This is a genomic window from Candidatus Pantoea multigeneris (genome assembly GCF_011752615.1).
GTDB lineage: Bacteria > Pseudomonadota > Gammaproteobacteria > Enterobacterales > Enterobacteriaceae > Pantoea > Pantoea multigeneris.
In genome coordinates, this window is the sequence record NZ_VWXF01000002.1 from 256,299 (window position 1) to 280,374 (window position 24,076).

The window sequence follows — 24,076 nt, forward strand, 5'->3', positions numbered from 1 at the left end:
CAACTGAGGCCATCCTGGCGACTCCTGTTAAAAGAGCTTCTCATCAAAACTGTCGTCCGGTACATCCGTGGCCTTACTGGCCTCACGAATATGTTGATACTGCGCTTCCGTAAGCACGCCATCGTCTGGTTCATAGGCTGGCAAATAGCTGTTTGCCAGGTTACGTAGCGCCAGATGTGTCACTTCCGTTTTACTCAGGCCCGTCTCCTGCATCAGCTTGTCCAGCGTCTCGGCACTCACTCCGGTTGGAGTATCTTTACTGCGTAGCCGGAACAGGAAACTGCCTGCTTTATTTTCCGCGTTGAGAGGCATAACAGAGGTCTCTGATAAGGTGTTCATTAATGCAGCAAATGATATCAAATATATATCTTCTTTCAAGCAACGGGTATCTCCAGCCAGCCCACAAAAAACAACGCCACCGTGTTTCAACGGTGGCGTTGGTGACTAGCAGAACAGTGCTCAGTGCTGCGCAGAAGTTCGCTTACTGATCGCTGGTGGTGGAGTCATCTCCCGGCGTTGCGGGCTGGCTCGCATCCGCTGGCGCGGCCTGAGGCGGCAGGAAAATGTGGTCCATAATCTGACGCATCAGAGGTGCTGCGGTGACGCCATCGCTACCGCCGTTCTCCAGAATCAGGGCGATGGCGACTTTCGGGCTGTTAAACGGCGCAAAGGCGGTGTAGAAGATGTGGTCGCGCAGGCGAATCGGGATCATCTTCGCGTTATACACCTGGTTCTGTCGCAGGCTAAACACCTGCGAGGTTCCACTCTTCGCGGCAATGCCGTAAGGCGCGGTGTGGAAATACTTATAGCCGGTCCCGTTTGGCGCATTCGCCATGCCAAACATCGCATGACGCACCAGGGACCAGTAAGGCGATTTCGGATCGCCAATCTGCGGTTCAGCGGCTTTCGGCTGGTACATCTCCACACTGTTACCTAACTGCGCTTTCTCCAGCAGATGCGGTGTAATCACCTTACCGTTGTTGATTAACGCCACCATCGCTTTCACCATCTGGATCGGTGTGGCGATCCAGTAACCCTGGCCGATCCCCACCGAAACGGTATCACCCTGATACCAGCCCTTTTTATGTACCTTCATCTTCCACTCACGGCTCGGCAGCAGGCCATTATACTCCTCATGCAGATCGATACCGGTGGATTTACCATAGCCAAACTGGCTTAACATGGTGTGGATACGGTCGATCCCCATCATGTAGGCCACCTGATAGAAGAAGGTATCCGCTGACTCCTCAATCGCCCGGGTCACATCCAGCATGCCGTGGCCGCTCTTTTTCCAGTCGCGGTATTTACGATCGGTGCCCGGCAGCGTCCAGGTTGGCGCACCAAAGAAGCTGGTTTGTGGTGTGATCACGCCGGTCAGCAGCGCTGACATCGCCATATACGGTTTCACCGTCGACGCCGGTGGGTAGAGACCCTGCGTCACACGGTTGATCAGCGGCAGGTTCTTATCCTGCAACAGGCTCTTGTAATCCTTGTAGCTGATCCCCTTCACAAACGGATTCGGATCGTAGCTCGGCGCGGAAACCATCGCCAACACCGAAGCATCATGGGGATCTTCTACCAGAACCGCCGCACGCTGCCCAACCAGCAGGCTCTCAATATACTGTTGCAGATGCAGGTCCAGCGTCAGGGTGATGTTCTTCCCGGCCACCGGCGGCACCTCTTTCAGCACCCGAACTACGCGGCCATGGTTGTCCACTTCCACTTCTTTATAGCCGGGTTTTCCGTGCAGCAGGCTTTCGTAGTAGCCTTCAATGCCCTGCTTACCAATGTTGTGGTCCGCAGCATACTCCTCACCGATACCCTCAGCATTCAGGCGCTTAAAGTCGTTATCGTTGATCTTCGACACGTAGCCCACCACGTGTGCCAAATCAGCGCCGTAAGGGTACTCACGATCCTGATAGCTATCGATGCTGACGCCTTCGAAGCGGAACTGATTAATGGCAAAACGCGCCACCTCTTCATCCGTCAGCTCCTCTTTGAGCACCACAGGCTTATAGCGGCTGCTCTGCTTCAGGGTGTGCATAAAGGTATCGATCTCATCGGGCGTGAGATCGACCAGCGGCGTTAGCTGTTTCAGCAACGCCTGCATATCGGTGATTTTGTACGGCATCAGCGAAATGGCATACCAGGTGACGTTTTTCACCAGCGGGATGCCATTACGGTCGTAGATCAACCCACGCGTCGGCGCGATAGGGATCATTTTGATGTCGTTCTGGTTAGAACGGGTCTGATAATAGCTGTGATCGCGTACCTGTAACCGCCAGAGGTTAACGCCCAGAATAGTGAAACAGCTTACCACCAGCATAAAAGCCACCACCGCACGGCGGATGAACAGCTTTTCTTCGGCTTCAAAATTACGGAAATTCATTGGAATGTTTATTTGATTCTTCGTTGTCGCGCCAATGATACGGACTCAGGCCATCAGCAGACAGCAGGAAGATGCTTAAGCGCAGGGAAAAGTGTGACATTTTGTTGAGACGCAATATCAATGAGGGGGCAAAAATGCCCCCTGCGACGGATTAATCCTGCAACAACATATTGGCAACCAGGCGGATATGCCCCTGATCATCAGCCTGGTTATACACGCCCTGCAACTCCGGCGAGAAGCCAGGTAGCTGATTGATGCCCTCTTCCAGCGCGAGGAAGTAACGCTGCACCGCACCGCCCCAAACCTCACCCGGCACCACACACAGCACACCCGGCGGATACGGCAGCGCACCTTCTGCCGCCACGCGCCCTGCGGCATCCGCAATGGCGACCAGCTCAACATCACCACGAATGTAGGACTGATGCGCATCCTGCGGATTCACCTTAACCGCTGGCAGGCTCTCCTGGCGGAACATCGCCTTTTGCAGATCTTTCACGTCATGATTGACGTAGAGATCGTGCATCTCCTGGCACAGGCGACGTAATGTGTAACCCTGATAACGCGCCGCATTTTTGCGGTACACGGTCGGCAGCACCTCTTCCAACAGCGCATCGTCTTTCACGTGTTGCTCAAACTGCACCAGTTTCGCCACCAGTAGCGCCATTTTCTCGGCACTTTCGGCAGGGGTCAGCAGGAACAGGATCGAGTTGAGGTCGCACTTTTCCGGCACAATGCCGTTTTCACGCAGGTAGTTCGCCAGAATGGTAGCGGGAATACCAAACTCGGTGTATTTGCCGCTGGAGGCGTCAATACCCGGTGTAGTGAGCAACAGTTTGCAAGGGTCAACCAGATACTGATCGCGCGCATAGCCTTCAAATCCGTGCCATTTCGCCCCAGGTTCGAAGCTAAAGTACGCGGGATCGGCGGCGATAGTTTCTGTGTCCGCATCCTGCCACGGCTTGCCATGAACCTGCTCTGGCAAGAAAGGTTTGATCATTTCACAGCGGGAAAGAATCGCTTTACGCGCGCCAATCCCCAGCGTGACGCACTCATGCCACAAACGACGTCCTGCCGGGCCCTGATGCATTTTGGCATTCACATCCAGCGCGGCGAACAGCGGATAGAACGGGCTGGTGGAGGCGTGCAGCATAAACGCATTGTTCAACCGCTTGTGCGGGCAAAAACGTTTTTGGCCACGAATGTGGTTATCTTTTTTGTGGATCTGCGAAGTCTGCGAGAAACCTGCCAACTGTTTGTGTACGGACTGCGTCACAAAAATACCGGGATCGTTTTCATTGAGATCGAGCAGCAGCGGGGAACCCGCTTCCATCACCGGAATAAACTGCTCATAGCCCACCCACGCGGAATCAAACAGGATGTAGTCACACAGATGGCCGATGCGATCGACCACCTGGCGTGCGTTGTACACCGTGCCGTCGTAGGTGCCGAGCTGAATAATCGCCAGGCGGAACGGGCGAGCCTCGGTGGCGCGCTGTGGCGCTACCGCCTCAATCTGCTTGCGCAGATAGGCTTCATCGAAACAGTGCGCATCAATGCCACCAATAAAGCCAAACGGGTTACGCGCCGCTTCAAGATAGACCGGCGTAGCGCCTGCCTGAATCAGCGCACCGTGGTGGTTTGACTTGTGGTTGTTGCGGTCAAACAGCACCAAATCGCCACGCGTCAGCAGGGCGTTGGTCACCACTTTATTGGCGCTGGAGGTGCCGTTGAGCACGAAATAGGTTTTATCGGCGTTGAAGACTTTTGCGGCAAATTTCTGCGCATGCTTGGCGGAGCCTTCATGGATGAGCAGATCGCCCAGTTTGACATTGGCGTTGCACATGTCTGAACGAAACACATTTTCGCCGTAGAAATTAAAGAACTGGCGGCCTGCCGGGTGCTTTTTGAAAAACGCGCCGCCCTGGTGACCAGGACAGGCAAAGGTGCTGTTCTGCATCGCCACATATTTGGTCAGCGTGTCAAAGAACGGCGGCAACAGCGCACTTTCATAAGCATGAGCAGCCGCTTCCAGTGCGGCAACATCGGCCGCACTACCACTGTAAGCCTGGCAGCCTTCAGGCAGGGCTGGCCCCTGTTCCGGGTGAGCAATAGCAACAAATACCGGCAGATTAAAACCGGTATGGCGTAACAGCGCCAGCACGCCGCTGCGCGAATCGGCCAGAGAGACGACAACTGCCGCCACATCCGTGAAGTCGGTATTATCCAGCGTTACAACCTGGCGTGCAGTAATCAGTTCATGCGCCACCAGGACGCTGGCGGCAATTTTCAGTGGTTTCATAGCACAAATCCCTAGCGGTCAAGGATGAGTGGGTGCCAATGGCACAGCAATGAGGAAGATTCCCCGGCGAATAACGTCACAAGGCAGCGTGCGTAACAGAATGGCAGCCGCAACCGATAGACATCAGTAAAGCCAGAACAGCTCTGTCTTTACTCATGTCCAACAGAGAACGTCAGGCTGGCCTCACCGCATGGTGAGAAAGGGGATCGCTGGATAACAGCCAGAAGGACGCCCAATGCGCTTTCGAAGCACAGCTCGGCAACAAGTGCTGACAACAAGCATTGTACCGGACATAGCGGCGTCCTCTGTGAAGGGTGGATGACAGTAAAAAAACAGGCGCAATGATGTCATCTTTTTTTTAGTCGAACAACCCATTGAACGGCAAATAGTTATCACATCCCACAAAACGCAACGCATTGATAATTAAACACTTAATTTCAACAATGAAAACAAAAGTGTTTATTTATCTTTAACTTACGCAAAATTATGCACTTTTACCTGATTCAGTACTGCTGTGCAGCTGCACAAAACCCCACACTTGGCATTGCCGGGTCTCCCTTGAGTGAAAAGCGGACAATAATGATAATCGCTCGCATTCAATTAGTGAAATAATTACAGTTAAATCAATAATATATCGTGAATATTTTTTCTTATTTCTCTTTCTCTTTTTCGCTGTAATGGTGCATAATTCCACCACTGCTTACTGCACATAAAACAGACAAATTTGAGGAAATGCCCATGCTGACGCCTGACATGATTTCACGCCTGAACGCGCAACTGAATCTTGAGTTCTTCTCTGCCAACCTCTACCTGCAAATGAGCGCCTGGTGTGCTGATAAAGGTCTGGAAGGCGCAGCGGCATTTATGAAAGAGCACTCACGCGAAGAGATGCAGCACATGCAGCGTCTGTTCGACTACCTGAGCGATACCGGTGCGCTGCCACTGTTAGGCGCTATCGAAGCACCACCTATCGCATGGGACTCCATTAAGCAACTGCTGGAGCAGGCGCTGGATCACGAAAAGCTGATCACTGCGCGCATCAATGAACTGGCGCACGCCGCCATCACCACACAGGACTACTCAACCTTTAACTTCCTGCAGTGGTATGTGGCAGAGCAGCACGAAGAAGAGAAGCTGTTCAAAACCGTACTGGATAAACTGGCTATCGTCGGTAACAGCGGTGACGGCCTGTTCCTGCTCGACAAAGAGCTGGGCCGCATGGAAACCCATCAGGACGGCAGCGCCTCTTGATAGCAAAACCGGCCCTCTCAGGGCCGGTTCTCTTATTGCTTATTCACTTTCGTCGCTATCCAGCTTTTTTAAGCGCTGCTCCGAAGGCTGCGGGCGTCCAAACAGATATCCCTGAAACAGCGTACATCCCTCTTCCTGTAGCTTCGCAAACTGCTCACTGTTTTCAACCCCTTCCGCGGTGATCTGAATATCCAGACTACGGCTCATGCCGGTAATCGCCCGAATAATCGCTAACGCCTCGCGGCTATCGCCCATATCGTTGATAAACGACTTATCGATTTTGATCTTATCGAACGGGAATGAACGCAGGTAGCTCAGTGAAGAGTAGCCGGTGCCGAAATCATCCAGCGCAATTTTCACCCCCAGCGCTTTCAGGCTATTCAGCGTGCGGATATTGCCGAGGTTATCGTCCAGCAGTACCGACTCGGTAATCTCCAGTTCCAGGCGCTGTGGCTCCAGGCCCGATTCGCGTAACGCCCCTTCCACCACCGAGAGCAACGAACTGTTTTTAAATTGCAGTGGCGAGAGGTTGACTGAAACGGACTGCTGCCCTTCCCAACTGGCGGCTTCACGGCAGGCTTCATACAGCGCATAGGCACCAAGCATATGAATTAAGCCGGTCTCTTCTGCCACGTGGATGAAGTCATTCGGCATGATTACGCCTTTCACCGGGTGGTGCCAACGCATCAACGCTTCATAGCCTATAATGGTGTGCTGGTCGCCGTTGGTAATCGGCTGATAATAGAGTTTTAACTGGCGATTGCTCAGCGCATCGCGCAAGTCGTTTTCAATCAAACGGCGGCTGCGCGCAATATCATCCATCTCCAGCGTGAAGTGCTCGAAGCGGTTACGCCCATTGCGTTTGGCCTCATACAGCGCCATGTCCGCACAACGTAGCATCTGTTCTGGCGTATTGATATCCGGGGTGCTGAGCACAATCCCGACGCTCAGCCCCACCGAGAGGTTATTGCCTTCAATATTGACCGGTGGGCGGATCACCTCAATCAGACGTTGTGCGACCACGCTGGCTTCTGCTTCACTCTGGACAGAGGGCAGAACGATGGCGAACTCATCGCCGCCGATACGTGCCAGGGTATCCTGATCGCGTAGGGTATTGCGCAGGCGCTTCGCCACCGCGCGCAGCAGTTCATCGCCAACCTGATGGCCCAACGCATCGTTAACGTTTTTAAAGTTGTCGAGATCGAGGCATAACGTGGCGTTGCTGCGTCGATCTTCGCTGCGCAGCGCTTCGCTCAGACGCTGGCGGAACAGGATGCGGTTCGGCAGGCTGGTCAGGTTATCGTGGTGCGCCATGTGGTGAATGCGGGCATCTGCGGCACGCTGATCCGTCACATCTTCAACGATCAGCATCAGGTAGTTTTGCAGCGCATCTTCGCCATTGATGGAGGTGGCTTTGGTGTGCAGAATCCGCTCGCCTCGCGCGGTCAGGAGCAGTTGCTCACGCTCATGCACCCCTTCATTGCGCAACGCAACATCCCCGAGGCTGTTGAAATAGTCACTCAGTTCCGCGCTCATGCATTCATGAGGACGATGGTGCACAATCAGTGACTTTGGCACACTGAACAGCTGCAACGCTTTATCGTTCACCAGCAAAATCTCTCGCGTAATAGCATCTTCCACAATCACGCTGGAGGGAATGTTGGCGATGATATTGTCGAGAAATTTCGACAGCGCTGACATTTTGGCGCTCTGCTTTTCTGCCAGCTCTTTGGCCTTTAGCTGCTCCTGTTCCCAGGCGCGGCGCTCGGTAATATCACGGGTGATCTTGGCAAATCCAATCAGCGTGCCGTCGTCATCGTGAATGGCATCAATCACCACGTGCGCCCAAAAGGCGGAGCCATCTTTACGGTAGCGCAGCCCCTGAGTTTCGAAACGCCCCTTAGTAGCAGCAATCTCTAATCCGCGCTGTGGCACACCCTGTTGGCGATCCTCTGCGCTGTAAAACAGAGCAAAGTTTTTGCCGACGATCTCCTCAGCCACGTAGCCTTTAGCACGTTGCGCACCCGCATTCCAGTTCGCCACGGTACCATCAGGTTCCAGCATATAGATGGCATAATCAATCACGCTCTGAACGAGCATGCGGTACATAATATCAGCGTTTTTATCCATTATTTTTCTTGCCTGTTGCTGCGTAGCCCTTGATACCGACGATATGCATTAAGAATACTCCTAACTTACCGTCAGCATTAAGCATAACATTCACAAAAAATTAGCGTGATTATTAACCGTTATGCTAGTTTCATGCAGCAATTATCGGCACTGTTTAAAAAATATTCAGAGCCAGAAGACGGAAAAACAGGTGATTGCGGAGAGTCTTGTTGGAATCAGGCCTGCCAGGGCAGTATGCCTTGCGGCAGATGACGGGAAAGGCGCGCAGCCAGCCACATCAGCAGCAGCACGACGCCAATCATCAGGCAGCCCACCGCTGCTGCCAGTGGAGCAGAGCCACCCTCATCGAGGAAAATGATCATCGGGCCAAGGGTTTGTGTTGACGAAGTGACTAACAGCACCGACACCTGAATTTCATTCAGCGCGGTAAGAAACACCAGCAGCGCCCCTGCCAGCGCGGGAGGTGCCACCAGCGGCAGTAAAATATCCCACATCCGGCGCAAAAAACCGGCTCCCGCCAGACGCGCAGCTTCATCCAGCGCAGGTTCAATACGGGCAAATCCTGCCAGCGTGGGGCGAAGTACCAGCGCCAAAAAGTTCGCCAGATAGGCGGCCAGGATTATCCAGTAAGTACCGTAAAGCGAAACATTGAGCAGCGGCAGCGGGCGCAGGAAAAACAGCAGCGCCGCAACACCCGTCACGATCCCTGGCAGCGCATAGGTCAGTTCGCTGGCAAACCACAATCCGCGTACCAGCAGGGTGCGCTGCCAACTGAGGAAGAACGCCAGAAACAGCGCCATCACCGTCAGGATCACCGCCGCAACGCTGGTTAATGCCAGGCTGGTGAGAAAGGCCTGGCTGATCGCCGGATAGCCCCATAATGCCTGTTGGAAATTCTCGAAGGTCAACGTTTGCCAGTTGAGTGCCTGACCGAAGCCACGCGTCAGCGCCGTGGTCAGTAATGCAGAAAGCGGCAGCAATAGCGTCATCAGCATCCACAGCCAGGCAATGGCTTCACACGGCAGCCGCGCGCGTCCCAGCGGCTGGTGCCAGGGCCGTAACGACCCACTGACGCGCACATCGCGCCGCCCACCCAGCCAACCACTGATCCCCATGCCACCCAGGGTGATCACCGCGATCAGCAGCGAATAGACGGCGGTATTCGGCAAGGCAGTGGGACCAATAGCATTAAGCTGCTGATAGACCAGCGTAATCAGCGTTGGGATACGGGCCGGAATACCCAGCATCGCCTGAATACCAAAATTACCCACGCTGGCCACAAACGTCAGCGCGGCGGCGGCAAAAATCGTCGGACGCGCCAGCGGCAGGATCACGGTATACGCAATCTGCCACGGCGAAGCCCCGCTGATGCGCGCCGCCTCAACCAACTCCGCCGGAAGACGCCGCAGCCCGGCGCGTACCGTGATAAAGACCAGAGGGGCATTATGCAAACCGAGCAGCAGCACCATGCCCCACCATGAATACAGCGGTTGTTCACCAGGCGCAAACCACGGCAGCCCTAAAGAGTGAAACAGCGTTGCCAACAGGCTGCCCGGAGCCAGACCCTGCAACCACGCCAGCGCCGTCACCTGCGGCGGGATCATCAACGGCAGAATAAAGGCAAACACCCAAACCGTTTTGCCACGCAGATCGCTCAGGGCCACCAGCCAGGCGGCCAGCGTGCCGAGGAGCAGCGATAACAAGGTTGCCGCTACTCCCAAGCCTAGCGTGTTCAAAGTGGCAGTAACGACCCTGGGCGCGCTGAGCAAGCGCAGTAAATGCGCGACTTCAGGCGTGCCCTGGGGTGCCAGTGCCGTCCAGATCAAACGGAGAAAAGGCGCGACCGAGAGCAGAGCGATAATCACAATCAGCAGCGTCAACACCAGGGGTTCCGCCCGCGGTCGCCACCGCAGACACTTCACTGATTTTTGCCGCCACTCTACGCTCTGCACGCTCATCTTAGCCTCCAAACAGCGCGGTGAATTTGTCACGCACGCTGGCATCTTCCGCTATCGCTTTGGCGATATCCGGCGTCAGGAGCTTGATGTGATCCAACGGTGTAAAACCGGCTGGCGTAGGAATACGATCGTCCAGTGGACGGTTACCCTGCTCCACCACCAACTGTTGTCCTTTTTCTGACAGCAGGAAATTCACAAACGCTTTGGCCGCTGGCAGATTGTGGGCAGATTTCAGGATGGCGACCGGCTCAGTCACGTAGGAGACCCCTTCCTGCGGATAGACCAGATCGATGGGTGAGCCTTTTTTCTTCGCCAGAATAATATCGGCGTCAGTGACGATGCCGTACTTATCCAGCCCGCTAGCAACCGCCTTGATTGCCGGGCCATTACCACCTTGAGGAGCCACACCTAACGCCGCCAGTTGCTGATAGAAGTTCCAGCCAATGGCTGGGGTGTTGATATCGGTGTGGAGCTTATACAGCGCAGCCCCGGAGTAGAGCGGGCTGGGCATGGCGATCTGCCCTTTATTTTCCGCTACTGCCAGCGCTTTCCAGCTATTCACCGGTTTGGCGTGTTCGGTGTTGTAAGCAATAACGGTGGCGATAATTTTGGTGCCAAACCAGGTTTTATCCTTGTCGTAGAAAGAGGGATTGATATGGCTCACCGGCGCATCCGGATACGCATACAGTTGCCCTTCTGCTTTCAGCGAACCCAGGTTGATTGCATCTGCGACCAGCAGAACATCCGCTTTCGCGCCGCCGCTCAGCATCTCCGTGTGCAGCACATTCATCAGCTGAGTGGTGCCGTTGCGCGTCCACTCTACCTTGATATTCGGATAGGCCGCTTTAAACGCGTCCATCGTCTGTTGGGCTATTTCGGGAGCCTGTGAAGTGTAGACCACCAGCGTGCCCGCAGGTGCGTCATCAGCCATTACCGTGCCAGAGAGCAAGATGCCAGAGGTGATTAAAAGTGCATTAAGCGTTGTGCGCATCGCCTTTTCCATTGAGTAAACGATCGGTTAACAGGGAAGGATCCAGCCATCGCGCACGGCCACACCCAGTGTGGTCCCGGCGACGGGCAAAACAGTGTCGTTGAGCATCAGCGTCAGGCTGACGTCGGGGTGCGCCAATGGCGTCACATTGATCTGATAGCCGCTGCCTCGATAGATCACTCGCTGAACCAGAGCGGCAAATTGCGGCTCACCGGGCGCAGCCACGGCAAAATCCACCGCATGAAAGCTGGCCTGTGCTTCAGGTTGTACTTCCTGCTGTGGCGAGCAGCGCAGTGAAGTGCGTAAACCACACAGCGTGACAAAAGCGCGCCCGTTATGCTGTGGCTCTATTTCCGAGACCGGCAAGATACGGCCATCATCAATAAAACGGGCTACCATCGCGTTGGCGGGCTCGCGCCACAAGATCTGCGGCGTGGCGAACTGCATCACACGCCCGGCATCCAGCACCACGATGCGGTCGGCCAGTGCCATCGCTTCCTGTTGGTCGTGGGTGATGTAAATCAGCGTGGCATGGCTGTGTTGATGGAAGCGGCGAAACTCCTCTTCCATGGTGGCGCGTAGGTGGACATCCAGGTTGGCGAGTGGCTCATCCAGTAGCACCAGCGTTGGCTTTGCTACCAGGCAACGTGCCAGCGCCACGCGCTGCCGCTGGCCGCCGGAGAGATCGGCAGGCTGGCGTTGGGCAAACGGCTCCAGCCCGACCAACGCCAACGCCTGCTGAGTCCGCGTTTCACGCTCAGCACGGGCAACACCGCTGACTTTAAGACTGTAAGCCACGTTTTCCGCCACGGTCATGTGCGGCCACAGCGCATAGCTTTGAAAGACAACGCCCAGGTTACGCGCTTCAGGGGGAAGGTGATGTTTGTGTCCGGCAAACTGCCGCTCGCCAACGTGGATCTCGCCGCTGTCGAGCGTCTCAAAACCGGCGATCAATCGCAGCAACGTAGTTTTGCCACAGCCAGAGGGGCCAAGAATGGCGATGAACTCACCCGCATTGATCTGTAAGGAGATATCTTGCAGTACCGGCTGTGCGGCAAAAGATTTGTGCAGTGCGGTCAGGGTCATGCCTGCCATGCTTTGGGGCCTCTGGCGTCAGAATTCAGCGACAGAGGCTACCGAAAGCAAATGACAGTGCGGTGACAGATCACCCCTGTTCCGGCTTTTTCTCCGCCTGATGTACCTCGATGTAACGGGCATAGCGCGCAGGCTTCAGCCGTGTGATATCCACCAGCACCAGGCCATCAATGCAGTTGTTGAAATCAGGATCGCTCCCGAAATCAATAAACTGTACTCCGCCCGGCTCACACAGTTCGGAGTACTGTTTGTACAGCGTTGGGATCGCTGTACCGAGATTATTCAGCATCTGCTTTAATCGCGTCAGATCTTCCTGATAGTTATCACCGCTGAACTGCGCCAGCACTTCCGGCAGTGAAGCCGGATAGGGGCGACGTGACGTGGCCAGTGGGAGTTCGGTCGGGAAATAGAGGCGATAGAAAGCCACCAGCAAATCGCGCGCAGCGAGAGGTAAACCTCCGGAGATGGAGACCGGTCCAAACAGATAGCGCGTCTGCGGATATTTTGCCAGATAGGCACCAATTCCGAGCCAGAGATAATCCAGACCCCGCTTACCCCAGTAAGCCGGTTGGATAAAGCTGCGGCCCAGCTCAATACTGTGCTGCAAGATAGGCATCATCCGCTCATCGTAGTGGAACAGGCTGTGGCTGTAGAAGCCCTCCAGGCCACGGCGAGTGAGCTGCTCATCACCAGGAATAAAGCGGTAAGCCCCCACGATCTCCAGCGCAGCGTCATCCCACAAAATTAGGTGGTAGTAGTCGTCATCATAGCTGTCGAGATCGCGGCGTCGGCCACTGCCTTCCCCAACGGCGCGGAACGCAATTTCACGCAAACGCCCCAACTCACGCAGCAGCGGAACACGGGTCTCCCCGTTGCGACGCCAGAGAAAAATCTCTTTGCCGTCTGGCAGCGTACCCAGCTTTTCACTGGCTTTTAGCGCCTGTTTCAATTCGGCGCGATCTTCTGCCAGCGCAATCGCGCTTTCCGTCTGGAACAGACCCGGCTTATTTTGCCCGAGGCGATACACGTGCTTACGCAGCCGTTTGGCTAACTCTTTGCCCGGCGTGTGGCCATCGTGCCATGAGGAGAAAGGAATTTGCTCGCCAATACGTAAGTTGATTTCGCTGCCACGCTTGCGAAACATCTCGCGCACCAGCATCAAGAGTGCCATCGGCGGAATGATTTTCGCCACGGCATAGAACAGTGTGCTGTTGCGCCCGGCCACATGCACGGGCACCAGTGGCGCACGTGCTCGCGCGGCTAAACGCAGGAAACTGTGGTGCCACTTGTTGTCGCGTATTCCCTGGCTTCCCATACGGGATACTTCACCGGCCGGGAAGACAATTAGCACGCCCTGATTTTCCAGGTGATTTTGCATCTGCTGGAGCTGATCGCGACTGGTACGGCTGCTCATGTTATCGACCGGCAGCATCAAAGAGTTGATGGATTCCAGCGCCATCAGCACTCGGTTAGCGACAATTTTGGTATCAGGCCGCACTTTAGAGACGGCCAACAGCAGCGCCAGACCATCCAGTGCGCCCAGCGGATGGTTAGCCACGATAATCGCCGGGCCACGCGGGGGGATCTGTTCCCTGTCGCGGTCGGCCAGCTCACAGCGGACGCTGAGATGGTCCAGAATCTGCTCGACCATATCCACGCCTTTAAGATGCGGGTGACGGGCAGCGAAATCCTGAAACTCTTGTTCACGCAGCGCCCATTTTAGCAACCGGAGTTGCCAGGCCGCTGGAGTATGATTAGGGCGTAAATCTTGTAACACCTGTTCAATCGAAAACATAGAGAGCACTCACTCCATCACAGTTACGCTCCGAAAGTATCGTCTGCTGTTTTCAGTTTTATGAAGAGGACCACGTTTGGCAGGCGATAAAAACAATACAGCGCTTAACTCACCGCACCACGCGTCTGACAGCAGAATATCTTTTCGTTCAACCCCGTAATAATAGGCGCAGCGCTGGACCTTGCGCCACTTTATTCAACCGGTTGTTGACCGATCATAGAATGGTTACTGGCTCTCCTCCTCCGTCTGCATCAACACAGCCCATTACCACCCGTGCTCCCTGAATTTTTGCCTCTTCACTCCTCAAAAAAGTGCTTAATTTTTTGTCCGGCCTGTTTATTTATCTGGCAAACACGGGCTTCTGTCAGAGAGAGCATCCCTGCGATTTCGCGCAGATTGCGCCCATATTGGTAATAGAGGCTCAGCACCAGTCTTTCACGCGGCTGAAGCGTTGCAAGCGCCTGTTGCATGCTGCGCGATAACATAAATGCCTCATCCCATAAGGCGCTGTCCAGCAGCTGCGGCTCGAAGCTGTTTGGCAGCAACTCATCCAGACTCTCCATCTCTTTTGCGTTGATCTGCTGAACGTAATCGCGATAGGCCGCATGGCTGATCTTGAGATACTGACAGACTTCTTGTTCGCGCGGCTCACGGCCTAACTCACGCGTTAATGCGCGGACGCCATCGTTAATCTTGTGCGTGCGCTGACGCAAACGGCGCGGCCGCCAGTCATGCTGACGCAGATAATCCAGCACTGCCCCGCGCACGCGCATTTGCGCATAGCCGCCGAACTGTTCATCGGGATGACCGTAACGGCGGAGAGACTGCAGTAGACCGATCGAAGCCACCTGCTGCAGATCGTCACGATCAACGACGTTATCGGTTTGCGGCAGCAATTGTCGGACGATACGTTTTACCAACGGGGACCACTGCTGTAGATAACGGCATTCATCCGCTGGCGTCAGTGAAGCTTTGACCGGTTTCTTAATGGCGGTCAATGTGGAGGTCATTTTTTCCTGTTTCATCCAGGACATCGAGATAGCCTTATAAATAGTTCTTTGATCTATTCATAATCAGCAATCTGCATGCCAAAAAATAAACGCTTTAAATTCAATGTGATAAATTTAATCCCGGAATATATCTTTCCGCAAAGCGGAAAGCAGCAAGCCGTAGAAGCGGAAAAAATACGGCTAAAACGACGTTGCCATTTTTAGAGACAGAACGGATTTATCCCAGCATGCCGGTTTCCAATCCGCCTGTCTGGTTGGGATGCAGCAACATCTATTCATCCAGGCATGGGATGGTGCTCTCTTGATGAGTTAATAATCTTTATCTTTCTCATATTAAAATGAGAGGATTAATTATTAAATTAACAACAAGACTGGTCTTGAAATGACATTAATCCGGGCTAGATTAATGTTGCAGCACATAATTCGCGATGAAAAAAAATAGTGATTGATATCATTAACCCCCCTGGCAATAATAGTTCAATTAATAAAGTTCACTGACACTTCGGATAACATTTTCGAACAGCGTGAGATAAGCCATGACCAAATCTTACCGCGTGCACCACTGGCACCTTGATGCTGTCGCCAGAGCACTCATGCATGACCAGAGCGGCGAAATCCGTCGTCTGGGCGAATATCAGTTCCGTTTACTTTACGTCTTAGCCGAACATGCAGGCCAACCGATGACCCGCGAGGCATTACATGGGCTGGTGTGGGAAAATCGGGTGGTGGGAAATAACAGCTTACCTAATGCAATTCATGCATTACGTCACGCGCTAGAAGATGATGGTAGACGACAAAAAATCATAAAAACCATTCCACGGAAAGGCTACCTTCTGGATGATAAATATTGCCAATCCATTAATATTAAATTAGATACTGAGTACAGTAACGACGCAGATCAAACCATGGGTATAGTGCCCGCTTCCCCCTCGATGAGTACGATGGATGTCACACCTGAACCCTCGCCGGGTTCAACCGGTTCAATCATGGAAAATAAGAGTGGTGGTATGTGGAAAGGGCTCTGCCTGATTCAGTTTTTCCTCTGCGCAGCAATGATTGCGGCACTGATATAAACCCGCATCTGGCGTTGCTTGTGTTCTTATCTCCCTGAATTTAAACCCTCTTCCAGGCTTATTCCCTGCTGGCGCAGAGAAGCAAGACGGTAACGCAAGGCGCGCGTCGTGATGCCAAGGCTTTCGGCCGTTTTGGTTTTGTTACCCTGAAAGCGGCTGAGCAGATCGAGGATGTACTGGCTTTCCGCTGCACGACCATGCTCGCGAATCCGGCGAGCGCGGCGCTGTGGGACGGTATGAGAGAGGATGGCGTCTGCTGCGAAGACCCCACTTTTCTCATCTAGCCCTAACAGGGCAGCACTGATGGTGCCATCACTGCTCAGCACAATGCCGCGCTGTACACGATTTTCCAGCTCTCGCACGTTGCCAGGCCACGCATGCTCGAACATCTTGCGCTGTGCCTCGACGGTAAAGCGGGGTAACACCGACAACCCCTGACTGTAGCGTTGCAGGAAAAGGGTAGCCAACGGCAAAATATCCAGCCGTCGGGCGCGCAGAGGGGGAATTTCAAGATTAATGACCGCGAGTCGATAGTAGAGATCTTCCCGGAAGCGTCCCTGATTGACCTCTTCCAGGAGATCTTTATTGGTCGCCGTCAACAAACGCACCTGTAGCGCGATCGATTGATGGCTCCCGAGCCGCTCCACGGTCTTTTCCTGAAGTACCCGCAGTAGCTTAGCCTGTAAGGCGTAGGGTAAATCCCCGATTTCATCTAGCAGCAGCGTCCCGCCATTGGCCAGCTCAAATTTACCCGCCTGGCGATGAGTAGCACCGGTGAATGCCCCTTTTTCAAAGCCAAACAGCATGGCTTCCAACATATTTTCCGGTATCGCTGCACAGTTGACCGCGACATAAGGCGCAGGCTGATGAAATGCGTGTTGATGGATATGTCGGGCAATACACTCTTTCCCGGTACCGGTTTCACCCGAAATAATGACGGGCACGTTGAACTTCGCGACCTTTTCAGCAAAGGAGTAAAGGGCAACAGAAAGGGGATCATGGGAAATAAATTTCTTGAACGTGCTGAGCTTTACCGCCTCGATGGTATTCATCGCATCACCCTTTTAAGCTATAGGATTTAAGTTTTTCAAGTCAGTGAATGGTGTTAGGTTCAGCGTATGGCCGTTGCTGCTCGCTTGCCAGAGATAAAAGATTATTAAATAATAAAACCTTATTAAATAACAATATAGAGAGATCACGACTTACCATTAAGAAATTAATAATGATTAATATCTGGATGAAACCTGGAGGAATGGGATGGCGTTAATAATGAGAATCAGAAAGATAACAGCTTAATGTCGCTCAATAACAAAGACATCGGGTATATTTATCCCGTGAGACTGGAGCGGAGCTTAAAGAGGGAGGAGGCGATCCTGGTCCGGCCGCCTCCTCCCTCATCCATGCCCTATTGAAATATCCTGGCTTCTACTCAGGCCATCACATCCTCTTTACCGGGGAAATTGCGTAACTCTCCAACCCGCTCCGGTGGCAACGGTTTGCCCAGTAAATACCCCTGTAAAGTATGGCAACCCAGCCCGGTGAGAAACGCCTGCTGCTCTTCCGTCTCTACCCCTTCTGCTACCACGCGCAGTTCTAACGACTGTGCCAGCGCCACAATCGCCGAAACGATAGTGGCATCTTCAGAATGACTATCCAGTTCATTCACGAAAGCGCGATCGATCTTCAGCTCACTGGCCGGCAAACGCTTCAGATAGAGCAAGCTGGAATAGCCTGTACCAAAATCATCGATTGAGGCTTTCACCCCCAGTTGGGTCAACTCTGTCAGAATGCGCACGCTCTCATCCGGATTACGCATCGCCGTTGTCTCGGTCACTTCCAGCGTCAACTGGTGCGCCGGAATCTGATGGGTATTCAGTGCAGTCAGCACGGTCTCCACCAAGTTACTCTGTTCAAACTGCAACGCCGACAGGTTCACCGCTACTGACCACTCCTGGTGGCCCTGCTCATGCCAACAGTGCAGCTGCCGACACGCTTCATTAATCACCCAGTTACCGATTTGCACAATCATGCCGGTCTTTTCTGCCATGGGCAGGAACAGGTCGGGCGTCAGTAAACCGCGCTCTGGATGCTGCCAGCGCAGCAACGCCTCAAAGCCAATAATCGGCCCGCTGGGTGCGCAATATTTTGGCTGATAGAACAGGCGCAGCTCACCCTGCTCCAGCGCGTGCCACAGATCGTTATTCAGCTGTAACTGCGCCTGCGCCAGAATATTCATTGAAGGCTGGAAGAAGGTGTAGCCGTTACGGCCATTATTCTTGGTGTGATACATGGCGGCATCGGCGTTAAACATCAGCTCACGCTCATCTTCACCGTCGCCCGGATACACCGCAATACCGACACTGAGCGACACCACCAGTTCATAGCGAGAAATATCAAAGGGCCGATCAATAGCCTTGATCAAAGCATCTGCGGCGGCAGCGGCATCATTGGGATCGCCAATTTCCATTAACAGTACGAACTCGTCACCGCCCATGCGCGCCAGGGTAAAATGCCCTTTCATCTCTGCCCGCATACGCTCGCCCACCGCCACCAGCAGGTTATCGCCAATGTGATGACCAAAAGCATCGTTCACCGCTTTAAAACCGTCTAAGTCCATGAACATCAGGGCAAACTGGCTCTTTTCGCGCCGGGCTTTGCTGATCGCCTGCTCCAGCCGATCTTCCAGCAAAATACGGTTCGGCAAACGGGTCAGGTTATCGTGCAGCGCCAGTTGGGCTAACTCGCGGTTCGCTTCCGCCAGCGAGCGTGCCAGCAGTGACGTTCGGGCTTGCATGCGCGCATCCAACATAGAGACCAGCAGCGTAATGCTCAGCACCGAGAGCGTCACCACGGTCACCAATAGCGCCAGCCAGTTGCCATTTACCCCTGCGTGTGTGGCATGACTGCTCATCGGGAAATCCGCCGCCATCATACCGGTGTAGTGCATACCGGCGATGGCAATCCCCATGACGATTGCCGCCCCAATACGCCACAGGGTTAGCCGTCCACTGCCTTCACGCAGATGGAAAGCCAGCCACAGCGCAACGCAGGAAGCCACTAAAGCAATCAACACCGACAACGCCACCCAGCAGTAGTCCCAGGTGATGCCGGGAGAAAACATCAGCGCCGCCATGCCGGTATAGTGCATCGCCACAATGCCAGTGCCGAGCACCATCGCCCCGGACAGCAGCTTGCCAAGCGGCAACTCCCCCTGGCAGACCAACCACAGCGAAAAAATCGAGGCGCAGACAGCAATCACCATGGAAGCCGCAGTGAGCACTGGGTTGTAGCTCATCACCATATCGAGCTCCATCGACAGCATGCCGATGAAATGCATCGCCCAAATGCCGACGCCCATGGAGAAACCGCCGCCAAACAACCACACCAGGGCTACTCTTCCGGTAGAGGTGGTGACACGCCCCGCCATATCAAGCGCAGTATATGAAGCCAGAATCGCCACCAGTACCGAGACAATCACGGTAAAGGCGTCATAAGAAGTCACTAACATCATGAGGTTCCAGAAAGCAGCAGGGCCACCGCTGCTCAATAAGGGATGACAGAAATACCATTAACAGCAGCTGATCCTATCGGCAGCCGCTGCCATTAATGCAGATAAAACAGACAATGTTTGCCTGATTTTAATCCCGGTTCAGACGCTCACCTGTGGCTCCATCCTTGCGCTAGCGGGTGCCGGTTGCCAATCCAACTCGCTGATGCGCTCCGCCGGTTTAGGCATGCCTAGCAGATACCCCTGCATAGCATCAAAGCCCAGGCTTTTGAGTAAGTGCTGTTGCTCTTCCGTTTCCACCCCTTCCGCTACCATGCGCAGATTCAGGCTCTGAGCCAGATGCAACATGGCACTCACCACGCTGGCATCTTCACTGTCGGCGCGCAGACTGTTGATAAAACTGCGATCAATTTTCAGTTCAGACGCTTCAAGATGGCGCAGTTGTAGCAGGTTGGCATAACCGATACCGAAGTTGTCGATGGCGACGCTGATGCCCAGCCGCTGCAACTCACTGATACGCTGCTGGCTAAACGGGATATCGCGCATCACGATGTTTTCGCTGACTTCCAGAATCACCCCTTGCGGCAATAAACGGTGATGGCTCAGCGCCTGGCTAATCGTTTCGGTTAAGTCACGCTGCTGAAACTGTAGCGAAGACAAATTGATCGATACCGTCCAGTCTGAGTGCCCCGCGTCATACCATTCGCGCAACTGGCGACAGGCTTCATCAATCACCCAGTTACCCAATGCCACGATCTGGCCGGTTTTCTCCGCGCGCGGTAAAAAGATATCCGGCATCAGTAAGCCACGCGTAGGATGCTGCCAGCGTAACAGCGCCTCAAACCCCATTAGCGTATTGCTGCTGGATCGAAACTTCGGCTGATAGAACAGCCGCATTTCCTGACGTTCCAGCGCCAGCCACAAGTCGTTCGCCAACTGCAACTGATGCTGCGCTAACGTGCTCATCTCCGGCTCAAACAGACACCAGCCGTTACGCCCGCTGTGTTTGGTGTGATACATCGCCGAGTCGGCATTAAATAACAGGGTTTGCAGGCTTTTACCGTGCTGTGGGAACAGGGCAATACCGATGCTCAGTGAAACCCGCAGGCGGTAGCGTTCCAGCTCAAAGGGGTGATCAATCAAGCTCACGAGCTGCTGTGCAAACGCGATGGCCTGCTCCTCATCGCTTTCGGGATAGACCAGCACAAACTCATCCCCGCCGAGACGGGCCAGCAGCATGTCCGCTGACAGGCTCCCCGCCAGACGGCTTGTCACCGCCAGCAAGAGCCGATCGCCCACATGATGCCCCCAGCTGTCATTCACCGCTTTGAAGCCATCCAAATCCATATACATCACGCTAAAACGTTGGTCGTTAAGCGTGGCGTTGCGTAAGGTTGCGGTCAGGAACTGATCCAACTGCGCCCGGTTCGGCAAGCGGGTTAAGGTATCAAACATCGCCAATTGTTGAAGCTCGCTATTGGCGCGCTTGAGCCGGGTGGCCAACCGTGCTGCGCGCAATTGCGCGTCCAGCATTGATGCCAAAAGGGTAAGGCCGAGAATCGACAGCGTGACAATCGTTACCCAGACCGCCAGTCCTTCATCGCTGACGCCGGGTGAGGAAATCTGGCTCTCCAGGCTGAATGAGGCCGCCGCCATGCCAATGTAGTGCATACCCGCAATCGCACACCCCATCACCAGTGACGCCAATGCACGCATCAACAACAGCTTGCGTTCGCCCTGTCGTAGATGAAAAGCCAGCCACAGCGCCGCCGCAGAGGCCGCAAAAGCCACCACCACCGACAGCGCCACAAGCCAGACATTCCAGCGAGGATGTGGGGAAATCATCAGCGCGACCATCCCCAGATAGTGCATAGCCACTACCCCTAGTGCGAGCAAACCGCTACCCAGCAGCCAGCGCTGGCGATGTAATGCGGCCCCGCGTACCACTTGCGCCAGAGCCAGAATGGAAGCCACAACAGCAACCACCAGCGACAGTGCGGTAAGATGGGTGTCATAGTGCATACGCATTGGCATCATCAGCGCGAGCATGCCAATAAAGTGCATCGCCCAGACACCAATCCCCAATGCCGTTCCCCCCGCAACCAGCCACAGGCGCGCCAACCACCCCTGCGAAACCGCAACACGACCCGCCGTGTCCAATGCGGTAAAAGACGCAATAAATGCCACAATCAGCGAAACGCTAACCAGAACGGTGTCCCAGCTAACCTGCATTATTTGTACTCCTCAAAAACCGTGATGAGTCATAGCCCACCCGGTAACAAACCAGCACAGAAAAATAGTCACCACGTTCCTGTGCTAAAAATTTTTTACCGCCGCTGACAATCCCTCTCAGCCGGAGCCAAATTGCGCTGATTTGTCTTAAAAACATCAGAAAAGTGCGTCAGAGTGGCGGCCCGTGTGAAGAATGCACGAACATACCATTGATGCAGGTGTGGCGGTAGAGGCAGGAATAATTCACGCTTTGTTTTTTTCTTTACACTGCAAGCCATTGGTTAAAAACAATTTATTTTAACTACGCGCAATTAATAAGTGAAAAGTGAACTTTCTGCTAACCAGACGATAAGAGCTTGATCTATAGTAAAGAAAACTGATACAAAATATATACAGCACTACTAAGAATTATCCTGTAAATCATAGGAAAGTGAGATATAAACAGTATAAATACTTAGGCTTATTTTGGTTGTTTTTATCAATGTATCACCAGGTGAAAAAGCAAAGACTCCGTATAATCAGTAAGGATTGATTATGAAACTTAAGCTTTTTCTGCTGGCAACCAGCCTGAGTATCGCTATACCTGTTGTCACTCAAGCCGCTTCCACCACCGGGACCATCGCTGCCACCCTGACGCTGACTACTGGCTGTCTGGTTAATGGCCAGTCTGCTACCACTGGGGTTAACTTCGGTGCCCTTAACTTTGGTACTAGCGCTGCTACTTTTGACACTCTGGGAGCAACACTGGTGGGGTCATCGGGTAACGGTATTTATGTTCGCTGTACCACGGGCCAAACCTTCAACGTGCAGGTGACCGGCAGTAACACCGCACCAGCAACCGTCTATGGCACAGCAAGTACCCAGCCACGTTACCTACGTCTTGCCTCGGACAATACCCAAGGCATCGCCTATACCCTGTATAGCGATTCTGCCTATACCACCGCTATCGCCAACAATACCAATATTGCAGCCAGTGGCGTCACTGATGCGACATTGGGGACCAACTACGCCATTTATGGCCGTATCGTGGGTGGCGGTTATAACCCGGTGATCCCGGCGGGCACCTATAACGACACGATCAACGTCTCAGTAAACTATTGAGTCGGTTGCCTGAGTGGAGTTAGTCCGTCGGCGATTAACGTTGACCGCAGTTCTACTGCTGTGTAGTGCATCGGCCTGGGGGTTGCCAACCGCAACCTTCCAGGTCACTGCCTCCATTGTGGCCGGTTGCGTCATTTCGGGCACCAATACTGGCGTATTCGGTACGCTCGATTTTGGCACGCAGTCCGGACTTTCCAGCAGTAGCGTCAGTGCCAGCTTTGTACAGAACAGTGCCATCACGCTCGCCTGTACGCCCGGCACCAGCCTGACGATGAGCATCAACGGGGGGAGTAACTACACCACCACCCGTAACCTGAAACTGGCTAGCTTTACCAATACCGTCGCTTATTACCTTTACAGTAATGCCGCCCACACCACAGCAATTCCGGTCAACCAGGCCGTGGCACTGAGTTTTAGCAATGCCAATAATATTACATTGCCGATCTACGGCTTATTACAGTTACCTGGCCCCACTCGAGCCGGGAGTTATACCGATACTCTTACCGTGACCCTGAGCTGGTAAATGAAGGATTCAGACCATGCGCGTGCTAGCAACCCTACTCTACACCCTGTTCATTTTCCTGACCCCGCTGGCCCATGCGGCCAATTCCGTGATGATTTGGCCTATCGACCCGGTCATCAACCCCGATGATAAAGCCACCGAGCTGTGGCTGGAAAATCGGGGCAACGCCACCACGATGATGCAGGTACGTATTTTTGGCTGGCAGCAAGTTGCCGAACATGAGCAGTACCAGACCCAACAAGGCGTGGTGGCTAGCCCACCTGTGGTACGCATTGATCCCGGCCAAAAACAGCTGATTCGCCTGATTCGCCTTAACCCAACGCCAGCCGGGCAAGAGCTGGCCTACCGTGTGGTGTTAGATGAGATCCCCACGCCCAAAGCGCCTGCGCCTAATCAGGCCGGGCTGAACTTCCAGATGCGCTATTCGGTGCCGCTGTTCACCTATGGCAGCGGCGTGACGGCTGACAGTGCCAAGCCACAGCTGAGCTGGCAGCAGGTAAGCAGCGGGGGTCGCCACTGGCTCCAGCTTAATAATCAGGGTAACGGCCACGCGCGTTTGAGTAATCTCACCATTGGTGGACGCGCACTCGGCCAGGGCCTGTTTGGCTATGTGTTGGCACACAGCAGTAACCGCTGGCCGCTGAACAGCACGGTGAGCGGAGAGCTACAAGCGGAGATGAATAAGAGCCACTGGCGTAGCTTATCCAGTCAGTAAGCGCAC

At 54.0% G+C, this 24,076-nt stretch carries 17 protein-coding genes; 5 read left to right on the plus strand and 12 right to left on the minus strand.

All coding sequences use genetic code 11. The features are described from left to right. Positions 1–27 precede the first annotated feature (27 nt). From F3J40_RS06660 to F3J40_RS06670, 3 genes are all read right to left on the minus strand, one after another. Complete coding sequence (locus F3J40_RS06660) at positions 28–312, minus strand: hypothetical protein (protein ID WP_167013132.1); 285 nt, start codon at positions 310–312, stop codon at positions 28–30. Between the two features lie 169 nt (positions 313–481). Beyond that, positions 482–2,389, minus strand: coding sequence for a peptidoglycan DD-transpeptidase MrdA2 (gene mrdA2 / locus F3J40_RS06665; protein ID WP_167013134.1), 1,908 nt, complete (start codon positions 2,387–2,389; stop codon positions 482–484). A gap of 151 nt (positions 2,390–2,540) precedes the next feature. After that, positions 2,541–4,688 carry an ornithine decarboxylase gene (locus tag F3J40_RS06670; protein ID WP_167013136.1) on the minus strand — a complete coding sequence of 716 codons (2,148 nt, stop codon included), beginning with the start codon at positions 4,686–4,688 and terminating at the stop codon, positions 2,541–2,543. A gap of 738 nt (positions 4,689–5,426) precedes the next feature. On the opposite strand from F3J40_RS06670, the gene ftnA reads away from it, so the two are divergent. Continuing rightward, complete coding sequence (ftnA, locus tag F3J40_RS06675) at positions 5,427–5,939, plus strand: non-heme ferritin (protein WP_167013138.1); 513 nt, start codon at positions 5,427–5,429, stop codon at positions 5,937–5,939. Positions 5,940–5,978: 39 nt separating this feature from the next. On the opposite strand, the gene F3J40_RS06680 is transcribed toward ftnA, so the two are convergent. The 6 genes from F3J40_RS06680 to F3J40_RS06705 all read right to left on the minus strand — a co-directional run bounded on the left by F3J40_RS06680 (position 5,979) and on the right by F3J40_RS06705 (position 14,933). After that, entirely contained in the window at positions 5,979–8,069 is a 2,091-nt protein-coding gene (locus F3J40_RS06680; RefSeq protein WP_167013141.1) for a sensor domain-containing protein, read from the minus strand. A gap of 215 nt (positions 8,070–8,284) precedes the next feature. Next, entirely contained in the window at positions 8,285–10,027 is a 1,743-nt protein-coding gene (locus F3J40_RS06685; RefSeq protein ID WP_167013143.1) for an ABC transporter permease, read from the minus strand. Position 10,028: 1 nt separating this feature from the next. Continuing rightward, entirely contained in the window at positions 10,029–11,018 is a 990-nt protein-coding gene (locus tag F3J40_RS06690; RefSeq protein WP_167013145.1) for an ABC transporter substrate-binding protein, read from the minus strand. Positions 11,019–11,045: 27 nt separating this feature from the next. Further along, entirely contained in the window at positions 11,046–12,113 is a 1,068-nt protein-coding gene (locus F3J40_RS06695; protein ID WP_167013147.1) for an ABC transporter ATP-binding protein, read from the minus strand. Positions 12,114–12,183: 70 nt separating this feature from the next. Further along, positions 12,184–13,908: a bifunctional ornithine lipid synthase OlsF gene (olsF, locus tag F3J40_RS06700; RefSeq protein WP_167013149.1), complete on the minus strand. Its 1,725-nt coding sequence runs from the start codon at positions 13,906–13,908 to the stop codon at positions 12,184–12,186. Positions 13,909–14,204: 296 nt separating this feature from the next. Further along, complete coding sequence (locus tag F3J40_RS06705; protein WP_240155365.1) at positions 14,205–14,933, minus strand: FliA/WhiG family RNA polymerase sigma factor; 729 nt, start codon at positions 14,931–14,933, stop codon at positions 14,205–14,207. 521 nt (positions 14,934–15,454) lie between these two features. Here F3J40_RS06705 and F3J40_RS06710 point away from each other — a divergent pair. After that, a complete protein-coding gene (locus F3J40_RS06710) occupies positions 15,455–15,991 on the plus strand; it encodes a transcriptional regulator (RefSeq protein WP_167013151.1) in 537 nt (178 codons plus the stop codon). A gap of 26 nt (positions 15,992–16,017) precedes the next feature. Here F3J40_RS06710 and F3J40_RS06715 read toward each other — a convergent pair whose 3' ends face one another. From F3J40_RS06715 to F3J40_RS06725, 3 genes are all read right to left on the minus strand, one after another. Beyond that, on the minus strand, positions 16,018–17,034 hold the full coding sequence (locus tag F3J40_RS06715; protein WP_370659858.1) for a sigma-54 interaction domain-containing protein: 1,017 nt from the start codon (positions 17,032–17,034) through the stop codon (positions 16,018–16,020). Between the two features lie 386 nt (positions 17,035–17,420). Beyond that, entirely contained in the window at positions 17,421–19,499 is a 2,079-nt protein-coding gene (locus tag F3J40_RS06720) for a putative bifunctional diguanylate cyclase/phosphodiesterase (protein WP_167013806.1), read from the minus strand. Between the two features lie 141 nt (positions 19,500–19,640). Then, positions 19,641–21,734 carry a putative bifunctional diguanylate cyclase/phosphodiesterase gene (locus tag F3J40_RS06725; protein ID WP_167013809.1) on the minus strand — a complete coding sequence of 698 codons (2,094 nt, stop codon included), beginning with the start codon at positions 21,732–21,734 and terminating at the stop codon, positions 19,641–19,643. A 531-nt stretch (positions 21,735–22,265) separates the two neighbouring features. On the opposite strand from F3J40_RS06725, the gene F3J40_RS06730 reads away from it, so the two are divergent. The 3 genes from F3J40_RS06730 to F3J40_RS06740 are packed head-to-tail and all read left to right on the plus strand — an operon-like array spanning position 22,266 to position 24,070. Next, the gene (locus F3J40_RS06730; protein ID WP_167013155.1) at positions 22,266–22,832 is read left to right on the plus strand and encodes a spore coat protein U domain-containing protein; all 567 of its coding nucleotides are present in this window, start codon (positions 22,266–22,268) and stop codon (positions 22,830–22,832) included. Between the two features lie 40 nt (positions 22,833–22,872). Then, positions 22,873–23,355, plus strand: coding sequence for a Csu type fimbrial protein (locus tag F3J40_RS06735; RefSeq protein ID WP_205297240.1), 483 nt, complete (start codon positions 22,873–22,875; stop codon positions 23,353–23,355). Positions 23,356–23,371: 16 nt separating this feature from the next. Further along, positions 23,372–24,070 (plus strand): fimbrial biogenesis chaperone, encoded by a 699-nt coding sequence (locus F3J40_RS06740; protein WP_167013159.1) that lies wholly within the window; start codon positions 23,372–23,374, stop codon positions 24,068–24,070. Positions 24,071–24,076: the final 6 nt, after the last annotated feature.

Coding starts and splice junctions, on each gene's coding strand:
- F3J40_RS06690 (WP_167013145.1), bottom strand. CDS start 11,018: ATGCGCACAACGCTTAATGCACTTTTAATCACCTCTGGCATCTTGCTC.
- F3J40_RS06680 (WP_167013141.1), bottom strand. CDS start 8,069: ATGGATAAAAACGCTGATATTATGTACCGCATGCTCGTTCAGAGCGTG.
- ftnA (WP_167013138.1), top strand. CDS start 5,427: ATGCTGACGCCTGACATGATTTCACGCCTGAACGCGCAACTGAATCTT.
- F3J40_RS06710 (WP_167013151.1), top strand. CDS start 15,455: ATGACCAAATCTTACCGCGTGCACCACTGGCACCTTGATGCTGTCGCC.
- F3J40_RS06695 (WP_167013147.1), bottom strand. CDS start 12,113: ATGGCAGGCATGACCCTGACCGCACTGCACAAATCTTTTGCCGCACAG.
- F3J40_RS06740 (WP_167013159.1), top strand. CDS start 23,372: ATGCGCGTGCTAGCAACCCTACTCTACACCCTGTTCATTTTCCTGACC.
- F3J40_RS06705 (WP_240155365.1), bottom strand. CDS start 14,933: ATGAAACAGGAAAAAATGACCTCCACATTGACCGCCATTAAGAAACCG.
- mrdA2 (WP_167013134.1), bottom strand. CDS start 2,389: ATGAATTTCCGTAATTTTGAAGCCGAAGAAAAGCTGTTCATCCGCCGT.
- F3J40_RS06720 (WP_167013806.1), bottom strand. CDS start 19,499: ATGTTAGTGACTTCTTATGACGCCTTTACCGTGATTGTCTCGGTACTG.
- olsF (WP_167013149.1), bottom strand. CDS start 13,908: ATGTTTTCGATTGAACAGGTGTTACAAGATTTACGCCCTAATCATACT.
- F3J40_RS06685 (WP_167013143.1), bottom strand. CDS start 10,027: ATGAGCGTGCAGAGCGTAGAGTGGCGGCAAAAATCAGTGAAGTGTCTG.
- F3J40_RS06670 (WP_167013136.1), bottom strand. CDS start 4,688: ATGAAACCACTGAAAATTGCCGCCAGCGTCCTGGTGGCGCATGAACTG.
- F3J40_RS06660 (WP_167013132.1), bottom strand. CDS start 312: ATGCCTCTCAACGCGGAAAATAAAGCAGGCAGTTTCCTGTTCCGGCTA.
- F3J40_RS06730 (WP_167013155.1), top strand. CDS start 22,266: ATGAAACTTAAGCTTTTTCTGCTGGCAACCAGCCTGAGTATCGCTATA.